This is a genomic window from Clostridioides mangenotii TR (assembly GCF_000498755.1).
GTDB classification, from domain to species: Bacteria; Bacillota; Clostridia; order Peptostreptococcales; family Peptostreptococcaceae; genus Metaclostridioides; species Metaclostridioides mangenotii_A.
In genome coordinates, this window is sequence record NZ_AXUS01000001.1 from 179,017 (window position 1) to 195,969 (window position 16,953).

The window sequence follows — 16,953 nt, forward strand, 5'->3', positions numbered from 1 at the left end:
GTATTGAATGAAAAGATATCTAAAAACATATGGAGTTGCATTTTTAGTTGTTGCGTTATATGCTTTTGTAAAGCTGCCTGTTATCAGCTTTAACTTTACATCCACAATATCTGTAGGAGTAATTTTCTTTGTAATTGCTGGTTTCCTCGATATGATGTTGGATAAAGGTGAGACTACATCAAAGACAGCTAAGTACAATTTTACTATAGCTATTGGATTGGCAGTAATAATGTTTGTAATTCCTTTTATTACAACAACGCCAATACTTCATGCTAAGGCATACAGAAACTTGATTGGCGAAGTTAAGGAAAGCGAATTCACGAACGATATTAGCCCAGTAAGTGTAAACGACATCCGCCTTGTTGACGAGGAGATGGCTAGAAAACTAGGTGATAAAAAACTTGGTGAGGTGCCAGCCATAGGAAGTGTTTCGAAATTAGGTAAGTTTCACGTTCAAAATGTAGATGGGGAGCTTTACTGGGTAGCGCCACTTGTACATAGAGATATTATAAAGTGGGCTACTTCACTTAGCGGGTCAAGTGGATATGTAAAAGTTTCAGCTAGCAATCCACAAGATGTACAACTAATACAAAAAGTTGGGAATAGAGATATAAAAATAATTTATCAGCCAGAAGCTTATCTACACCAAGATCTTCAAAGACATTTATATATACATGGAGTAATTAATGTAGGTATGTCTGACTTCACATTAGAAATAGACGATGATGGTATGCCGTATTGGGTAGTAAGTTTGTATAAGAATAAAATTGGCTTCGGTGGATCAAACGCAGTAGGAACTGCTATAGTCGACGCTGAAACGGGAGAAATAAAAAGATATTCTGTTGAGGATACACCAAAATGGGTCGACAGGATTCAACCAAGTGAATTTGTAACAAATCAGATAGCGGACTGGGGTCTTTACGTAAATGGTTTTATAAACTCAATGTTTTCTGAAAAGGGAGTTTTGGTTCCAACTGAAGGTATATCTTTAGTTTATGGAGATGACAACAAATCTTACTGGTATACAGGTATAACATCATCTGGTGGAGATGAATCTACAATTGGATTTATGCTAATCGATTCAAGGACAAAAGAAGCAAAACTGTATAAACAACCAGGAGCAACAGAACTTGCAGCTATGAAATCAGCTGAAGGTAATGTTCAAGAAAAAAATTACGAAGCAACTTACCCCATTATGTACAATATTTTGGGTAATCCAACGTATGTATCCTCACTAAAAGATAAAGCTGGCCTTGTAAAAAGAGTAGCATTTATATCAGTTGAAGATTACAATGTACTTGGAATTGGAGAAAACAAAAACGAAGCTCTTAGAAATTACAAAGATGCTTTAGAGTCTAAGGGTAATGATCTTGTTATAGACAACAATGCCGATGGTATAAAGGACAATACAATTGAAGGAATAGTTACTAGAATAAGCCAGATGTTAAGGGTGGAAATACGTCTTACTATATAACTATAGATTCAAAAGCAGATGTTATATTTAGAGAAACTTCTAAGATATCAAATAAATTACCACTTACTCAAGTAGGCGATAAAGTAAGTATAAATTACGAAAAAGCGAGGATGGAATCACTGAAATGACTAAATTTGACAACTTGAGTATAGGGGATGTTGCTAAACCAAAAGAATAAAAATTATTGGTTTGGTTTAAAGTGCAATATTAATATAAGGGTCTGCCTTAAAAGCGTAGAAATTTGCTTGAGAGTCAGACTCTTATTATTTTATCGCATTATGTCAATTTTTCTTATCTCAAAATTAGTAAATTAAATCGACCCTATTTAATATAATAGTAGTACAACTTTGAAATTTTTAGACTTCAAGGAGATTAAAAGCAATGACAAATTTAGAAAAAGACATATTACTTTTAATTAGTAGGGTTCGATGTATAACTGAAAATCAGATAAAAAAAGCCTTTAGTTATAAAAAAACATATCCTCGAAAAAACTTTAAAAAAACTTTAAGAAGAATGTGCAACGAATACACTCTTAAGAAATTTTATTGCAACATAGATGATTCTATATACAGTGATACCTATGTTTATTATTTAAATGGCGGAAATATATATGAAGGAGAAGATTTGTTCAAAGCACTTTTAGGTACAGAACTTTTGATCAAACTTAAAAGTGCTGGTTATAATATAAATAGATTCTACAGAAATGTAAACGTTGACGAAAAGATGTACGATATTTATGTGCTTTATACAGACAGATCAGGAGAATTAAAACAACTTATATGCGATATTTATATTGATGACATTAAGTGTGATGATATAGACCTTTTTAAATACAGAAATATAAATACTCAAATTGAAAGATCCACAATCCCGTTTTTTGAAATCCCCAAAGTTTTGATAATATCATCTAATAAAGTATGTGATTTATCAGAGAAGTACTTCTATAGAGATTTTCTGAATATAAATTTCTTAGATTTTAATCTGAATAAATTGTTTAAGTATATATAAAAACTTAAGTGAAAAAATCGTATAATTTTAGGTGGATGAAAAAATATTTGTTGCAATATTTTAACTTATGTGATTAAATTAAATATATCAAATTAATAAAAATGTACCTGAGGTAGAGGCGCTGTACTTATAAGTACTCATTCGTAGTCGGCAGATGTTGATGATTGAGGAAAGGAACTACAGCCGAAGTTGATCTGTTGGCAAACATATCTTCTGGACTTATACATAATATGTATGAGGCTGTCACTTTCCATAGTGGTGAGCTACAAGGTTACTTGGTTTATGTAAATTCTTACGTCCAAAGTATACCTTTGGGCGTTTTTTATTATATATTTATCATTTGAAAGAGAGGCTTTATTATGGGGATAATTGTTCAAAAATACGGAGGAAGTTCAGTTGCTAGTACTGAAAAGATAAGATCTATTGCTGAGAATATAATATCTAGAAAAGATGAAGATACAAAAATAGTAGTCGTTGTATCTGCAATGGGAAAAACTACTGATGAATATATAAAACTTGCAAAAGAGCTTAGCGATAAGCCAGATAAGAGAGAACTTGATGTTTTAATGTCCACTGGAGAGATGATATCTGCATCCCTCTTAGCGATGAGTTTAAATGAGCTAGGGCATAAAGCAGTTAGCTATAACGCTTACCAACTGGATATACAGACAAGTGGATTGCACGGCAAATCACTTATAAATGATATAAATGTAGAAAAGATTGAAAATAAACTACAAGATAATAATGTAGTTATTGTTACGGGATTCCAAGGTGTAAATAATGATGGTGATGTTACAACTTTAGGAAGAGGTGGATCTGATACATCAGCAGTTGCTTTAGCTGTAAAGTTAAATGGAAAGTGTGAAATATATACAGATGTTGATGGTATATATTCAGTAGATCCTAGAAAATACGATAAAGCTAAAAAGCTCAATGAAATAGAATATGAAGAGATGTTGGAATTAGCCAGTCTTGGAGCACAAGTTATGCACTCTAGAAGCATTGAATTAGCTCAAAAATACGGCGTTGAAATTTATGTTGGACGTACTTGTGGGAAAGAAAAAGGTACATACATAAGGGGGAAAGGTCAAATGAATTTAGAAAGCAAAGTAATTACAGGGATTGCAGCAAGCGATGATGATAGCGCTATTACAATAAAAGATTTTAAATTAGAGGACGTTGCAGGACTGTTTGAAGATATAGCAAATAAAGGTATAAGTGTAGATATGATAAGCCAAACAGCGCCAATAGAAGCGCGTATAAATGTATCATTTACAATTCCGAAAGAAGAAGTTAATTTATGTAAAGATATAGTACAGGCTTATTCAGATGGAGATAATATGCTTGTAGATAATGATATAACTAAATTTTCATTAGTAGGTCTTGGAATGAAGGATACTTCTGGAGTTGCATCTAAAGTATTCAAGATTTTTAAAGAAAATAATATTGTAGTAAAACTTATAACTACATCTGATATACGTATTACGTGTGCCATTGATTCTAAGGAAAAAATGATAGCAATAAACAAAGTCGCGGGCGAATTTAATTTATAATTAGGAGGAAGTTATGAGACTACATGGGAGCATGCAGATAATAGAAAATGAACTTAGTATAGGAGGGGTACCTTGCACAGAGCTTGCAAAAAAATATTCAACTCCACTATATGTAATAGATGAAAAACTTATAAGAGAAAATTGTAGAGAATATATAGATAATTTTAATGTTAAAGAAGGTAAAAATAAAATAGCTTATGCAGGAAAGGCATTCTTACCTATTAATATGTGTGAGATTATAGATGAAGAGGGAATGAGCTTGATGTTGTATCAGGAGGAGAGCTTTATACTGCTTATAAGGCAGGTTTTCCAATGGACAAGGTGTTCTTTCACGGAAACAACAAGACAAAAGAAGAAATAAGCATGGGGATAGAATTTGGAGTCGGAAGATTTGTTGTAGACAACTTCTATGAACTAGATTTGATTGAACTAATATGTAAAGAGAAAAACAGAGAACAAGAGATATATTTTAGAATAACTCCAGGTATAGAAGCTCATACTCACGAGTATATAAAAACTGGACAAATAGATTCAAAATTCGGATTTGCCCTAACAAATGGGGATCTAGGTAGAGCTATAGAAAGACTTCAAAACTATGGAAAAATAAAATTAGTTGGACTTCACGCTCATATAGGATCTCAAATATTTGAAATAGAGCCTTATCTGGATACAGTAGATATAATGATGAATTTAGTAAAAGAGATAAAGGAAAAGTACTCTCTATCTCTTGCAGAAGTAGATCTAGGCGGAGGAATGGGAGTTTACTATACAAAGGAAGATTCCCCTATGGAAATAAAAGACTTCTGTAAAGCTATAGTAAATAGAGCTGAAGAAACATGTAAAAACTTAGGTATGGATGTTCCAGTGTTGGTAGTTGAGCCAGGGAGATCTATTGTAGCAAATGCAGGAAGCACACTTTACACTGTGGGATCAATAAAAGATATAAAGGATGTTAGGGTGTATGTAAGCGTAGATGGAGGAATGACTGATAATGTTAGACCTTCTTTATACCATGCGGGTTATGAATGTAGCATTGTAAACAAAGTAAATAATGAAACTGTAAATAAAGTTACTATAGCAGGAAAATGTTGTGAGAGTGGAGACATATTAATAGCGGATACTGACATAATGGATATAGAGAGTGGAGATATATTAATAACTACATCGACAGGAGCTTATGGATATTCTATGGCATCAAACTACAATAAGATACCTAGATCAGCAGTAGTTACAGTATTAGACGGAAATGATAAATTGATATGTAAAAGAGAAAGTTATGAAGAAATACTGTCTTTAGAAGTTAGATAACATTTAAAATATATTTTACAATATTCTATGTTTTATTAAGTATGAGAGACATTATATAACAAAAAATGCAATTGTATTACATGATTTGATAATTTAACTTACTTTTCACTATTTCAAAATAAATCCAATTGTGATAGAATTTATACTATATAGTGAGGGGGGTTTAGATGAGGACAAAAATTATATTGATGATTACATTAGTATCTCTGCTTTTTGTGGGATGCTCATTTAACAATAAAGATGTAGACTACTTTGAAAAAGGTACACAAGAATTAGAAGACAGCAAATATAAAGAAGCTATGAAGAGTTTCTCGACTGTTCTTGATGATGACGATACAAATCAAAATGCTAAGGCGATGTATCTGCAGGCTATGAGGATGTCTAAAGCTCTTAAGTTTAAAGAAGAAGACAATTATCGAAGTGCGATAGAACAACTTGATTTTATATCTAAAATAAAAAATGGTTCTTCTACAGTAAAGAGTGAAGCAACTAAGCTTAAGAAGCAGTTTAAGGATGAGTTAGAAGAAGAAAATAAAAATAAAGAAAGCAGAAAAGAGAGCGCTAAAAACAGTGCTAAGGACGACTTAAGTAGAGTTGAACAAGATGCAGCAAATGCACAATATGGTAGAAGAGTAAGAAAAGATAAATATAAAAATCAAGATAATAATTCAAACAGCAATCATAGCTCTGGAGATTCCGGAGAATCAAACGAATCAAACCCAGGAGGAACATCAGGATCGGATGGAAAACCTGAATCAGGAAGCTCACAAGGGTCAAATGAATCAGGAGGAACGTCAGGATCAGATTCTACTGGTACTGAAGGAGGGTCAAATGGGGCCGCGCCTCAGCCTGCTCAATAGAATTAAACTTAAATTATAAATTAAAACCTGCTTGGTCTTAGATAGACCAAGCAGGTTTTTTATAACATGAATTAGTATTGAATACTTACTGAATTAGAAGCGCTATTTAAACTATTATTGCAATCTTTTTTGAATATAGTCGCTTATCAGTAGATTAATTATGGCAGCAATCGGAATAGATATAAATAGTCCTACCAAACCAAATAACTCTCCTCCGATAAGGACTGCACTTATAATCCAAAGAGGATTTAAACCCACTTTGTCTCCTACAACCTTTGGACCGATAAAATTTCCGTCTAACTGTTGTACTACTAATATAAATATGGCAATCCAAAATGCTTTTACAGGACTGTAAACCAGAGTCATGCTTATCGGTAAAAACGCTCCAATAAAGGGTCCAAAGTATGGTATCATATTGGTTATAAATATAATAAAACTAAAGAAAAAAGCATTTTCTATTTTAAATACAAATTGAAAACCTAAAAAGACTATTGCTCCAACAATTAATGATTCTATAATCGTTCCAATTAAATAGTGATAGAAAATTTCATGTGACATTTTAAAAAATTCAATTGTCTTATCTGTACGGTCTTTATTTAGAGAGGCATACAAAAGTCTTTTAAAACCTCTGGCAATTTTCTCTTTGTCAAATAACATATATATTGACAAAATAATTCCCATAATTATATTAAATATAATAGATGTTATACTGAAAATATAAACTATTAAATTTGTAGATATATTTGTAAGTGTATTTACACCTTTGCTAAGTAATTCATTTAAGTTTTGTTGAAGGTGAGGTAGAGTTGCCTCAAAAAATTCTTGTTTGGATATTTTTTTCTCTAAGGAGTTATTTAAAAATTCAATGTAGTTTGGGATTTCCTTCATAATACTGTTTAAAGTGTTTATAGTAGCGGGAATAAGTAGTTTAAAAACTACAAAGATCAGTATTGTTATAATAATATATGAGAATAATATATTGACTAACCTATGGGTTTTAAATCTATTCTCAAAAAACATTACAAGTGGATCTATAAGCAAAGCCAGCAGTATACCTATTAAAAATGGGCTGAAAAATCTTGCTATACTTCCAATCCCAGATATAAAAATCCTTGGGTTATCGATGATTTTGTATATCAAAATAGATATTGAGATAACTATTACATAGTTTTTGATATTTTCTTTTGTAAACATGTTACCTCCCATAATTTATTTGAATTTGTAGTAATGATATATATAGTATTGCTATAAATCTTGAATAAATTACATATAATTAAAATTTAATATATATTAAATTTATTTTTATACTGGGATATAGTAAAATATAATTAATATCGATTGAATAATATATAAGTTCAATTAGAAATAGAAGGTGGAAATATGAGAATTAATAAATATATTGCAAGCTGCGGAATTGCATCTAGAAGAAAAGCAGAAGAACTTATAACTGCAGGAAGAGTAAAGATAAATGGAGAAGTAATTTATGAATTGTCGTATAAAGTTGACGAAGAGAATGATAAAGTAGATATCGATGGAAATACAATATCTCTTAGCAACACTGATGTATATATTGTACTTTACAAACCAGAAGGCTACATAACAACAGTTAAAGATCAATTTGGCAGACCTAGTGTCTTGGATTTAGTTAAAGATATAGATGAGCGACTTTACCCAGTTGGAAGATTGGACTATGAAACTAGCGGCCTTTTGATACTCACAAACGATGGGGATCTCACTTATAAGTTGACTCACCCAAAGCACAATGTAGATAAAGTGTATAATGCAAAGTTGAAAGGAATACCAAACGACATTGAAATAAAGAGGTTTGAAACAGGACTTGAGATAGAAGACTACAAGACCGCTCCAGCTAAAATAAAAATACTAAAGACATTTAAAGATAAAGGCTACTCTGAATGTGAGATAAGAATACATGAGGGCAGGAACAGACAGGTAAGAAAAATGTGTAGAGCTATAAACCACCCTGTACTTAATCTTAAAAGAGTCAATATGGGAAAAATAGGACTAAAAAACCTTAAAGTAGGCGAATATAGGCATTTAAATTCAGAAGAAGTAAGTTATTTAAAGAATATAAAATAGTGTATATTACGCTGAATAATTACATTTTATAAAATATTTAATTTAAAATAGTAAAAATTTATAGTAGAAATAAATTAGAACTGCTATAAATTGAGGAGAAATAAATGAAAAGAGCTAAATATTTAACTAAAATAACGGATATAAACAAAATTTACTTAGAGAAGATTGTAAAAAGTGGAGATATCGTAGTCGATGCAACAATGGGAAATGGCTACGACACTAAGTACTTAGCAGAAGTTGTAGGTAAAGATGGTTTTGTGTATTCATTTGATATTCAAGAAAGTGCATTGGTATCCACTAGTAAATTACTAGAAAAATCAAATTTAGATAACATTGTTAAATTGATCCACGATGGCCATGAAAATATTTTAAACTATGTTTTTGAAGAAGTATCTTGCGTTTTATTTAATTTAGGGTACTTACCTAGGGCAAATCATGATATAATAACTAAGCCTGAGACTACGATAAAATCGATAGAGGGAAGTCTAAAATTGTTAAAACCAAATGGTGTAGTTAGCATAGCAATTTACACTGGACATGAGGGTGGATTAAAAGAGAGAAATGCAGTATATGAATTTGCAAAAAATCTTTCACAAGATGAGTTTAGTGTAATGGAATGTGCATTTTTAAATCAGGTAAATGATCCTCCACAACTCTTAATGATCGAGAAGAAAATGTAACTGAGATCAAGAAAAACTTGACATTAAAAAATTAATAGATATCATATATATTGAAGGGTGTACAATTAATACATAGATTTTAATTCTCATGAAACTAAAAGTGCGCGCCGACAGGTCGAAGTAAAGTTACAGAAAATTCCGGGAATTGGTTCTTAAATTGATCAGGGAATTAATTTCAGAAATTTAATTTAGAAACAACTTAATCTCTTAAAAAACTTTAAATAAAGTATATAAGAAGAGATTTTATATACGAAAGGAAGATAAAAATGGATGATATAAAAGATATGAAAGATGGGAAGCACTTAATATCAACTATTCAGTCGCAGTATACAAGGCTAAGTAAAGGCCAAAAACTTATAGCTCAGTACATTTTGAATAATTACGATAAAGTGGCATTTATGACTGCATGTAAATTGGGGGAGACAGTTGGAGTTAGTGAATCTACAGTGGTTAGATTTGCAAATGCTCTTGGATACAATGGTTATCCTAAACTACAAGCAGCTTTACAAGAGTTAATAAAGAACAAGCTTACTACAGTTCAAAGGGTTGACATGGCAAATGAATACTCAAGTGATTTTGCAATATTAAATAAAGTCTTAAAAAGCGATATAGATAATATAAGAGATACTCTTGAAGAAATAGACGAGAAAGCTTTTGAAGAGGCGTCTAACAAGCTTCTTAAGGCTGGAAAAATATACATTTTAGGTGCTCGAAGTTCATTTGTAATAGCTCAGTACTTAGGATTCTATCTTGATGTTATACTGGATAATGTTCATGTAATTAGAATGGATATGGGAGATGCTTTTGAGCAAGTAGTAAGGATGTCTGAAGAAGATGTTGTTATAACTATAAGTTTCCCAAGATACTCTAAAAAATCTTACCAAATAGTTAGTTATGCGAAAGAAAAAGGTGCACATGTAATATCTATCACAGACAGTTTATTTGCACCAGTTGCATCGCTATCAGATAATACACTTCTAGTTAAAAGCAATATGGCGTCTTTTGTGGACTCTCTAGTTCCGCCTTTAAGTGTTGCAAATGCCCTTGCTATTTCAGTTGGTATGAAAAAGAAAGAAGATATAAAACAACACTTTGATGATTTAGAGCAAATATGGAAGAAATACTCTGTATACGAATAAAATTATTATAAAATCAGTTTAATTGTAAAWTACATATATAAATAAGGAGGAATAAAATGGCTACAATAATAAGATTAGATAGAATGCCTAATCCACATCCTATATCAGTTAAACATAAAGAAAAAGATGGGTTAGAAAATGGAGCATTTTTAGGAGTAACAGGTTTTGCTGCAAATGAAAGGGAATGTTATGAGGTTGACAAACTTACTGAAGGTAATGAATGGGCGATATTAGCGTGTTCAGTGTTGCAACATGATGAAAGATTAGATGAAAGAGATTTCAAACTAACATTAGGAGCAGCAGGTAGAGCATATATACCACAAAAAGGTGAGGTTTATACAATAGCAAAAACACACTTTGATGGTGACCTTGTAGTAGGTAGTAAATTGCAGTTAAAAGATGCAAGTTATAAAATAATGCTTCAACCTGAAGTTGATGCTGGAGTAGCAGTTGCAAAAGTAAGAAGATTAACAAAATATTCAGGGCAAGATTCAATACAAATAGAGATTTTATAAAATACAAGACACCTTAAAGGGTGTTATTTTTATGCAAAAAAATAAGGAGGAATAAAATGGCTACAACAAAATTAACAGATTTACAAAAGTTATCATTAGATTTATATAATGGTAAAGTTGATACATATAGTGTAAAACAAGCCGAAGATAAGCTTAGAGAAAAAATAGAAGAGGCCGTAGGCGGAGAATGGAATTATTATAGTTTCAAGAAAAATCAATGGGATGTTTATGCAATATTAGGAGAATTACTGACAATAACAACAGCTACATTGATGAGGGATACATATTCACCGTTCTGTGAGTATAGAGACACTGCTTTGGGAGATACATTAGAGTTTGAAGTAGATGATGATGAACTTTACGAAGTTGCAGTAATAGCATCTGGGACAAACAACTTACTAAGACAGAAGATAATAAATAGAAAAGCTCCAATTTCATCTTTTGAATTGGGAGTAAAGGTATATGCTGATTTTGATGAATTTATGGCAGGAAGAATAGATTTTGTCAAAGTAATTAATAAAGTAGCAAGATCGTTTGAAAATAAAGTTACTAATTTAATAGGTAAAACTTTCGCAGAAGCATATTCTGATGTTGGTTCTAATCTAACAGTTAGTGGATCTATAGATGCTGATAAATTAACAGAGTTAATATCAAAAGTAGAAGGAATGACGCAACAAAAGGTAACAATTTATGGATCTAAATATGCGTTATCAAAAATACCTGGAATAGAATTCCTTGATATTAATGCAACAGAAAAGCGTAATAATGGGTATATAAAGTTATTTAACGGAAATGATTGCGTTGAGATGAAAAATACATACAACGAAAATGATAATTTATGGGGATTTGACAATAATAAATTACTTATTGTGCCTAGCGGAGTTAAACCTATTATGTTTGGGTTTGAAGGAGAGCCTTATATTTATGAGGATAAAGAATTTGGAACTAGACAAGATAGACAAATAGAACATCTATTTTCAAGAAAAGCTAATTTAAGTGTTATTAAAGCAGTTAATTGTGGAGTTTATGATATAACAGCTTAATAATAAAACCGGAGATGAAGAGACTCATCTCTTTTTAATTAAAAAGGGGGAAAGATTGTGGCAAAACAAAAAACAAGTAATAAAAAGGAAGAAAAAGTGGAAGAAAAAATAATTCCTGTAGAAGACAAAGAAACAAAAAAGAAGAGAAAAATTACTAAAAAAGAATTGAGAAATAACGCTCATAACATAGAAGTTGAAATAATGAATATATCAAATGGGGCAATTTTTTATATTTGCAAAAAGACAGGAGAAGTAATTGAGTTAAATGAATCAGGGAACTCAACAATCGTTACTCTAGAAGTTCTAATGAATATGAAAAATCAGTCAAAGGTAATGTTAAATGGATTACTTTTATCCATAATAGATGTTTATGAAGATGATATATCAATAGATGATATATTAGATCTTTTAACATTAAAAAAATTATATGAAACTTCAACTATGACATTAGATGATTTAGATGATTTAATTATTAATTCTGATAGCATAGATTTTGAGAAAATTATAGATAAATCAGATATCAATATAATAAAAAGAATCGCCGAGAGATCAGTAGTATTGGCTAAAAATGATAAATTCGATAGTAATTATAAAAGAAATATATTAGAAAATAAATTAAATAGTAAGTATCTATTTAGTTCTATTTAATTAGGAGTGATGTTTATGGCTACTCCATTGAGCAAGTTATATGAATATTTTTTACTTCAGTTAGATGATGATGTGATAGCACTAATTGATAGAACTGTTAGTGAAAGAAGGTTTTTATTATATACAGAATTAGCCTGTGCTAATTTTTATACTTGTAAAAAAGATCTAACAATTGTTAACTCGGATTTTGAAAGTGCTTCGATTCCAGATGGTGAGACTGAATATATCTTTAATGTTTCTAATGAAAATCCCATTGTTGAACTGTATGGGAAAATGAGTGGTAAAAGATATTCTGAAGGTCAAGATTATACTTTAGATATCAAAGATGATACTTGCACTCTTACACTAATGAGAGAATTTGATGAGCCCTTAGAAATAGATTGGTGTACTGTAGGTGAAATTGTTAGTGATTTAGATGTTAAAGAACTCTATATTTTATCTCTAGGGATGAGACAGATTTGGCTAAGTCCTAAATTATTGAGAGAAGAAAATTTAAAGCTTATGATGACAGATCATGATTTTAAATCTAATTCTCCTGCTAATATGCTGGATAAGTTAATAAAACTAAAAAAAACATGTGATAAAGAGTTTAAAACAGAGGTTACGAACTACTCCCATAGGGGTAAGAAGGGACTTAACTAATGGATTACATGAAGATGTATGAGAATTCTGTTTTGAGGAATTTTGCAAATACAAAAGATAAACATACTGATGAGATAAATAGAAACTTTACGAAATATGCAAAAAGATCGCCAACAGGAAGAGTATTACAAATTAGTAAACCAGGTGAAGTTAATATAAGTGAAGATACTAGATGGGAATTAATCGTTATAAATGATATAAGTAACAATGATAAAAAAGCTTTAGATGAGAAAAACTTAATGGTTGCTAGAGATTTAGATGTTGAAGTAGGTTGCTATGTTAGATTTGACAACTCTGATTGGCTTATACAATTTGAGGAGCATAAAATTATCCCTACTTATAGAAAGTTCACTATGAGAAGATGCAATCAGATTTTCGTTTATAAATATAAAGGAATTACTTATGATATTCCAGTATCTATAGAGAATTTAACTATGTATTCAGATGGACAAAATGATGGTAGATACTTTACATACCCTGATGCTAAGAGACATGTATGGTATGGTAAAAATCCAATTACTGAAACAATTCAAATAGGGGCTAGGATTATGCTTACCAATAGAACAGTATTTAAATCAACTCACATTAATGATTTTGAATATCCAGGATTAATTAAAAACTTAGTTTTACAAACTGCTTTAATACAAAAAGATGGTTTCGATGAAAATATTGCGTGGAATAAAGATGAAAGCTCAGAAGAAATGATTCCAGGAATTATATATGGAGAAGATATGCTTTATGTTTCATCAACTTCAGAATACAAAATTGAACATAGTGGCTTAGTAAATTGGGTTTTCGATGAAAAAGAATTAGACAATATTGTGAAAATAATAAATAGTGACAATAACAAATGTACGCTAAAATCCATGGGTGGCATGAAAACAGTAGGTGAGCAATTTACTTTAATAGCTCAAGATGAAAATAATGAGATTATAGATGTTAAAACTATAACTCTAAGAATGTAGGTGATATTATTAGTATTATTTATGGATTTCCCAATGAAGCTATTATACAAGTTGGAAAAATCTTAATGGAAAATCAAGATTTCGCTAAATTCCTAGTTTATAGTAAAGAATTAAATGATAATATAATGGATTTGCCTGATATTGAAAACACAATTCCGAAGTTGAAAAACAAAAAAGTATTTTTCAATAGACGAGTTGATCAAGTATTAAACGAAGGCGATATTTGGGTATATATTACACTTTATAACTATCTACCATTTTCAAGAAGGTTTGAAAAAAGTAAGGTAATAGATGTAACAAAAATCGAAGTAGGTGTTGTTTGCCATAATAGCTGTAGAGATTCTTTAATCGGTCTTAGAGATGTTGGGTTAATAACATGTGTTTCAAAATTATTAACAAGAAAAAGTCTTGGGATAGGTAATATAACTTTAGATGGAATAAGCCCTTCATATAACATGCCTTCTGAATATACAGGCTTTAGAGGGGTTTTTTCTATTGACCATTTTGGAGAGATATCAGAATGCTAGAGAATTATTACATAACAGGTAAAGATATTGATTTAAGAAAATATAATCTTGGGATTCTACAACAACCAACCATTAACGAACTAATTGATCAAGACATGACTAACAATGATATAGTGAATCCATTTATTGCAGTTGAGAAAATTTATAACAACTTTATGGATTTAGGATTGGATATTGAATGCAGATTTGATTTATCTTATGGTATTGATTATATAATTAAAGATCTTAATGTATTTGAGAAGATGTTACGGACTTTAAAATTAATTTATCAATTAGACAATATAGATAAAGATATAGTATTTGTTAACCCAAGTGAATCAGATGATCTCATTCAGAGATCTTTATTGATTAAGAAGAGAGAAGTTGTAATAAACAAAGATAATTTTGATTTATTAATGGATATTATTTTAGAAATGTTTTATGTCAATAAAAAAGAAGTTATTGAAGATCAAGAAGATGACTGGGTTGAACAGACAGGTACAAAAGAGGAAAGAGAATTAATCCAATATTTTAAAGAAAAAGAAAGAAAAAAACGAGAAAAAGAAGCTTTAGGACTAGCAGATTATATAACATTTGTTTGTCATTCGAATGGTTTTATCCCATATAGAGATGTTCTAAATTTGACTTTTTATCAGTTGATGAATAGTTATAAAGCGTTATTACAGATGAGATATTATGACCAAGAATTACAATATAGATGTTCATTTAAATATAATTTTGAAAAAGAACAAGAAGATTTTATAAAAAAATTAAAGATTAACAAAAGCACTGTATTTTAACAGTGCTTTTTTTTATACAAAAATTGAGAGGATGATGTAATTGAGATTTGCAATTAAAGACGCAGCAAATGTAACGCTGCATGATAGAGTGAAAAATTTACCACTATTTTATACGAGAGACTTAAATACTTTTAATGTTAAGTTAGAGGGAGAATCTGTATATGCAAAAGCGAAAGGTGATAATGCAATAGCATTTGATGGGGCTTTAACAGGAACTGTAAATATGGAAGCAGAAGTTATTCAATTTGACCAATTGGCGGTTATACTAGCTTCAACAATGGAAACAGGTGACACTGATATAGCTGAAAGACAATTGCTGACTGCAGATGGCTCTAGTAAAGTTACTTTAACAGATATAATACCTGTTAATAATTCTTTATCTGTTTTTGCTGTTGAAGCGGATGGAGTATCTCATTTAGAGGCTCTTAAATTTACAAGTGCAACGACTAGTTCAAATACAGAAATAACTATAATAAATCCTGTGCCAGAAGGCACTAAGGTAGCTGTTTATTATATGGTAAAAAAACCTAATGTAAAGACAATAACAGTTAAGAATGTATCTTCTGCTCCAAACTATAGAATTACAGGTGATACAGCTTGTAAGAATGATCAAGGGCAAAATGTTGTTATGGCAATAGATATTCCAAATTGTAAAGTTAAGAGAAGTATAGAAATGAGCTTCACTGCCGAAAACCCATCAAATTTCAACACTGAGCTTGATATATTGCCAGATGAAAATGGTGACTATGTTAAATTATCGTTTATAGGCGAAGCTACTGATCCTATAGTACGTTTAAAAAGTCTACAATCAGATGAAATGGACTTTGTAATAAGAGAAGATTCTAAAACAAAAAAATAGATATATTCCCTAGCATAGCTAGGGTTTATTTTTTACTTTTAATAATTATTGAAGGTAAAAAATGAATTATAGTCACAAAGAGAGGGGTGGTTGATTGTTTATTTCAGAAGAATTTTGGTTTGATGGAGTATTTTCAAAAGACATGTCTATATTGTTAGTTACAACTGAATCTGAAATTATAAATGATTATGGATTTATATATTCAAAAGAGTTGGAATCTGATAAAACATTAAATAGTAATCCATATTACAAAGTTGGTGAGGATAATGTAGAGGATATAACATTATATTTTTGTTTGGCCAATATGAATGGACAATCTTATGTATGGGATGATTTCACACAAGAGCGTATATATGATTGGCTAGTGCAGGAAGAATTCAGACCATTTATCTCAAAAGATAATCCAGAGCTTATTTATTATTTGAAAGCAAAGAAAGTTACTCGAAAGTTTACTAAAGATATGAAGGGATATTTAGAAATAGTATTCCAGCCTTATACGAACTATGCTTATGTAGATTTTAATAAGCCAATCAAAGTTAGTAGGCCGATTGAGATAAAGATTAATAATAAATCAAATATCGAAGATGAATATTGTTTTCCGGTATTTGAGATTGAGAATTTGAGTAATGAAGATATAGTAATTGAAAACACAAGTTTAGATAGTGAACCTTTGGTAATAACAGGATTAGATCTTAATGAAAAAATATATGTAGATAATTTACTTTATGTCGTACAGACTGATGAAGGAATAAATAGATTTGATTGTTGTAATAGAAATTGGATTAAGTTGAAAAAGGAAAATAATATTTTAAATCATGACTGGAAACTTTAATATCACGATAAGTGTTAAGTTTCC

The 16,953-nt window shown here is 30.4% G+C and carries 18 protein-coding genes, 1 pseudogene and 1 riboswitch; of the genes and pseudogenes, 18 read left to right on the forward strand and 1 reads right to left on the reverse strand.

Features of this window, described 5'->3' with window-relative positions; genetic code table 11:
• Positions 1 to 7: 7 nt before the first annotated feature.
• From T473_RS15875 to T473_RS0100835, 6 genes and pseudogenes are all read left to right on the forward strand, one after another.
• On the forward strand, positions 8 to 1,474 hold the full coding sequence (locus T473_RS15875; RefSeq protein ID WP_242825821.1) for a hypothetical protein: 1,467 nt from the start codon (positions 8 to 10) through the stop codon (positions 1,472 to 1,474).
• A 381-nt stretch (positions 1,475 to 1,855) separates the two neighbouring features.
• A complete protein-coding gene (locus T473_RS0100820) occupies positions 1,856 to 2,482 on the forward strand; it encodes a hypothetical protein (protein ID WP_024620192.1) in 627 nt (208 codons plus the stop codon).
• A gap of 105 nt (positions 2,483 to 2,587) precedes the next feature.
• Positions 2,588 to 2,756: riboswitch (Lysine riboswitch) on the forward strand.
• An 85-nt stretch (positions 2,757 to 2,841) separates the two neighbouring features.
• Complete coding sequence (locus tag T473_RS0100825; protein ID WP_024620193.1) at positions 2,842 to 4,035, forward strand: aspartate kinase; 1,194 nt, start codon at positions 2,842 to 2,844, stop codon at positions 4,033 to 4,035.
• Positions 4,036 to 4,048: 13 nt separating this feature from the next.
• Positions 4,049 to 4,396: a hypothetical protein gene (locus tag T473_RS19495; RefSeq protein WP_330369318.1), complete on the forward strand. Its 348-nt coding sequence runs from the start codon at positions 4,049 to 4,051 to the stop codon at positions 4,394 to 4,396.
• Positions 4,345 to 5,343: pseudogene (gene lysA / locus T473_RS15880) on the forward strand (diaminopimelate decarboxylase); the annotation flags it as partial. The gene T473_RS19495 and the pseudogene lysA, both read left to right, overlap by 52 nt.
• Positions 5,344 to 5,510: 167 nt before the next feature.
• Positions 5,511 to 6,203: an outer membrane protein assembly factor BamD gene (locus T473_RS0100835; RefSeq protein WP_024620194.1), complete on the forward strand. Its 693-nt coding sequence runs from the start codon at positions 5,511 to 5,513 to the stop codon at positions 6,201 to 6,203.
• A 114-nt stretch (positions 6,204 to 6,317) separates the two neighbouring features.
• Here T473_RS0100835 and T473_RS0100840 read toward each other — a convergent pair whose 3' ends face one another.
• Positions 6,318 to 7,397 carry an AI-2E family transporter gene (locus tag T473_RS0100840; protein WP_024620195.1) on the reverse strand — a complete coding sequence of 360 codons (1,080 nt, stop codon included), beginning with the start codon at positions 7,395 to 7,397 and terminating at the stop codon, positions 6,318 to 6,320.
• 186 nt (positions 7,398 to 7,583) lie between these two features.
• Here T473_RS0100840 and T473_RS0100845 point away from each other — a divergent pair, with 186 nt between their 5' ends.
• The 12 genes from T473_RS0100845 (at position 7,584) to T473_RS15885 (ending at position 16,929) form a co-directional block, all read left to right on the forward strand.
• Positions 7,584 to 8,300 carry a pseudouridine synthase gene (locus tag T473_RS0100845; protein WP_024620196.1) on the forward strand — a complete coding sequence of 239 codons (717 nt, stop codon included), beginning with the start codon at positions 7,584 to 7,586 and terminating at the stop codon, positions 8,298 to 8,300.
• Between the two features lie 104 nt (positions 8,301 to 8,404).
• Positions 8,405 to 8,980, forward strand: a complete 576-nt coding sequence (mnmM, locus tag T473_RS0100850) for a tRNA 5-(aminomethyl)-2-thiouridylate-methyltransferase MnmM (RefSeq protein ID WP_024620197.1) — start codon at positions 8,405 to 8,407, stop codon at positions 8,978 to 8,980.
• A gap of 266 nt (positions 8,981 to 9,246) precedes the next feature.
• Complete coding sequence (locus T473_RS0100855; protein WP_024620198.1) at positions 9,247 to 10,119, forward strand: MurR/RpiR family transcriptional regulator; 873 nt, start codon at positions 9,247 to 9,249, stop codon at positions 10,117 to 10,119.
• A 56-nt stretch (positions 10,120 to 10,175) separates the two neighbouring features.
• Positions 10,176 to 10,634, forward strand: a complete 459-nt coding sequence (locus T473_RS0100860) for a hypothetical protein (protein ID WP_024620199.1) — start codon at positions 10,176 to 10,178, stop codon at positions 10,632 to 10,634.
• A gap of 56 nt (positions 10,635 to 10,690) precedes the next feature.
• Positions 10,691 to 11,677 carry a hypothetical protein gene (locus T473_RS0100865; protein ID WP_024620200.1) on the forward strand — a complete coding sequence of 329 codons (987 nt, stop codon included), beginning with the start codon at positions 10,691 to 10,693 and terminating at the stop codon, positions 11,675 to 11,677.
• A gap of 57 nt (positions 11,678 to 11,734) precedes the next feature.
• Entirely contained in the window at positions 11,735 to 12,325 is a 591-nt protein-coding gene (locus T473_RS0100870) for a hypothetical protein (RefSeq protein WP_024620201.1), read from the forward strand.
• Positions 12,326 to 12,340: 15 nt separating this feature from the next.
• A complete protein-coding gene (locus T473_RS0100875; RefSeq protein WP_024620202.1) occupies positions 12,341 to 12,967 on the forward strand; it encodes a hypothetical protein in 627 nt (208 codons plus the stop codon).
• Positions 12,967 to 13,932, forward strand: a complete 966-nt coding sequence (locus T473_RS0100880) for a hypothetical protein (RefSeq protein ID WP_024620203.1) — start codon at positions 12,967 to 12,969, stop codon at positions 13,930 to 13,932. The genes T473_RS0100875 and T473_RS0100880 overlap by 1 nt, the downstream gene beginning before the upstream one ends.
• Before the next feature lie 65 nt (positions 13,933 to 13,997).
• Entirely contained in the window at positions 13,998 to 14,459 is a 462-nt protein-coding gene (locus T473_RS0100885; protein WP_024620204.1) for a hypothetical protein, read from the forward strand.
• Positions 14,453 to 15,238, forward strand: a complete 786-nt coding sequence (locus T473_RS0100890; protein ID WP_024620205.1) for a hypothetical protein — start codon at positions 14,453 to 14,455, stop codon at positions 15,236 to 15,238. Before T473_RS0100885 ends, T473_RS0100890 begins: the two co-directional genes overlap by 7 nt.
• Positions 15,239 to 15,278: 40 nt before the next feature.
• On the forward strand, positions 15,279 to 16,097 hold the full coding sequence (locus T473_RS0100895; RefSeq protein ID WP_024620206.1) for a hypothetical protein: 819 nt from the start codon (positions 15,279 to 15,281) through the stop codon (positions 16,095 to 16,097).
• 94 nt (positions 16,098 to 16,191) lie between these two features.
• Positions 16,192 to 16,929 carry a phage tail domain-containing protein gene (locus T473_RS15885; protein WP_077065751.1) on the forward strand — a complete coding sequence of 246 codons (738 nt, stop codon included), beginning with the start codon at positions 16,192 to 16,194 and terminating at the stop codon, positions 16,927 to 16,929.
• The last annotated feature ends 24 nt before the right edge of the window (positions 16,930 to 16,953 follow it).

Excerpts from the sequence above, each read along its gene's own strand:
- T473_RS19495 (WP_330369318.1), top strand. The coding sequence starts at position 4,049 with ATGAGACTACATGGGAGCATGCAGATAATAGAAAATGAACTTAGTATA.
- mnmM (WP_024620197.1), top strand. The coding sequence starts at position 8,405 with ATGAAAAGAGCTAAATATTTAACTAAAATAACGGATATAAACAAAATT.
- T473_RS0100840 (WP_024620195.1), bottom strand. The coding sequence starts at position 7,397 with ATGTTTACAAAAGAAAATATCAAAAACTATGTAATAGTTATCTCAATA.
- T473_RS0100865 (WP_024620200.1), top strand. The coding sequence starts at position 10,691 with ATGGCTACAACAAAATTAACAGATTTACAAAAGTTATCATTAGATTTA.
- T473_RS0100855 (WP_024620198.1), top strand. The coding sequence starts at position 9,247 with ATGGATGATATAAAAGATATGAAAGATGGGAAGCACTTAATATCAACT.
- T473_RS0100825 (WP_024620193.1), top strand. The coding sequence starts at position 2,842 with ATGGGGATAATTGTTCAAAAATACGGAGGAAGTTCAGTTGCTAGTACT.
- T473_RS0100885 (WP_024620204.1), top strand. The coding sequence starts at position 13,998 with ATGGAAAATCAAGATTTCGCTAAATTCCTAGTTTATAGTAAAGAATTA.
- T473_RS0100890 (WP_024620205.1), top strand. The coding sequence starts at position 14,453 with ATGCTAGAGAATTATTACATAACAGGTAAAGATATTGATTTAAGAAAA.
- T473_RS0100845 (WP_024620196.1), top strand. The coding sequence starts at position 7,584 with ATGAGAATTAATAAATATATTGCAAGCTGCGGAATTGCATCTAGAAGA.
- T473_RS0100835 (WP_024620194.1), top strand. The coding sequence starts at position 5,511 with ATGAGGACAAAAATTATATTGATGATTACATTAGTATCTCTGCTTTTT.
- T473_RS0100820 (WP_024620192.1), top strand. The coding sequence starts at position 1,856 with ATGACAAATTTAGAAAAAGACATATTACTTTTAATTAGTAGGGTTCGA.
- T473_RS0100860 (WP_024620199.1), top strand. The coding sequence starts at position 10,176 with ATGGCTACAATAATAAGATTAGATAGAATGCCTAATCCACATCCTATA.
- T473_RS15875 (WP_242825821.1), top strand. The coding sequence starts at position 8 with ATGAAAAGATATCTAAAAACATATGGAGTTGCATTTTTAGTTGTTGCG.
- T473_RS0100875 (WP_024620202.1), top strand. The coding sequence starts at position 12,341 with ATGGCTACTCCATTGAGCAAGTTATATGAATATTTTTTACTTCAGTTA.
- T473_RS0100880 (WP_024620203.1), top strand. The coding sequence starts at position 12,967 with ATGGATTACATGAAGATGTATGAGAATTCTGTTTTGAGGAATTTTGCA.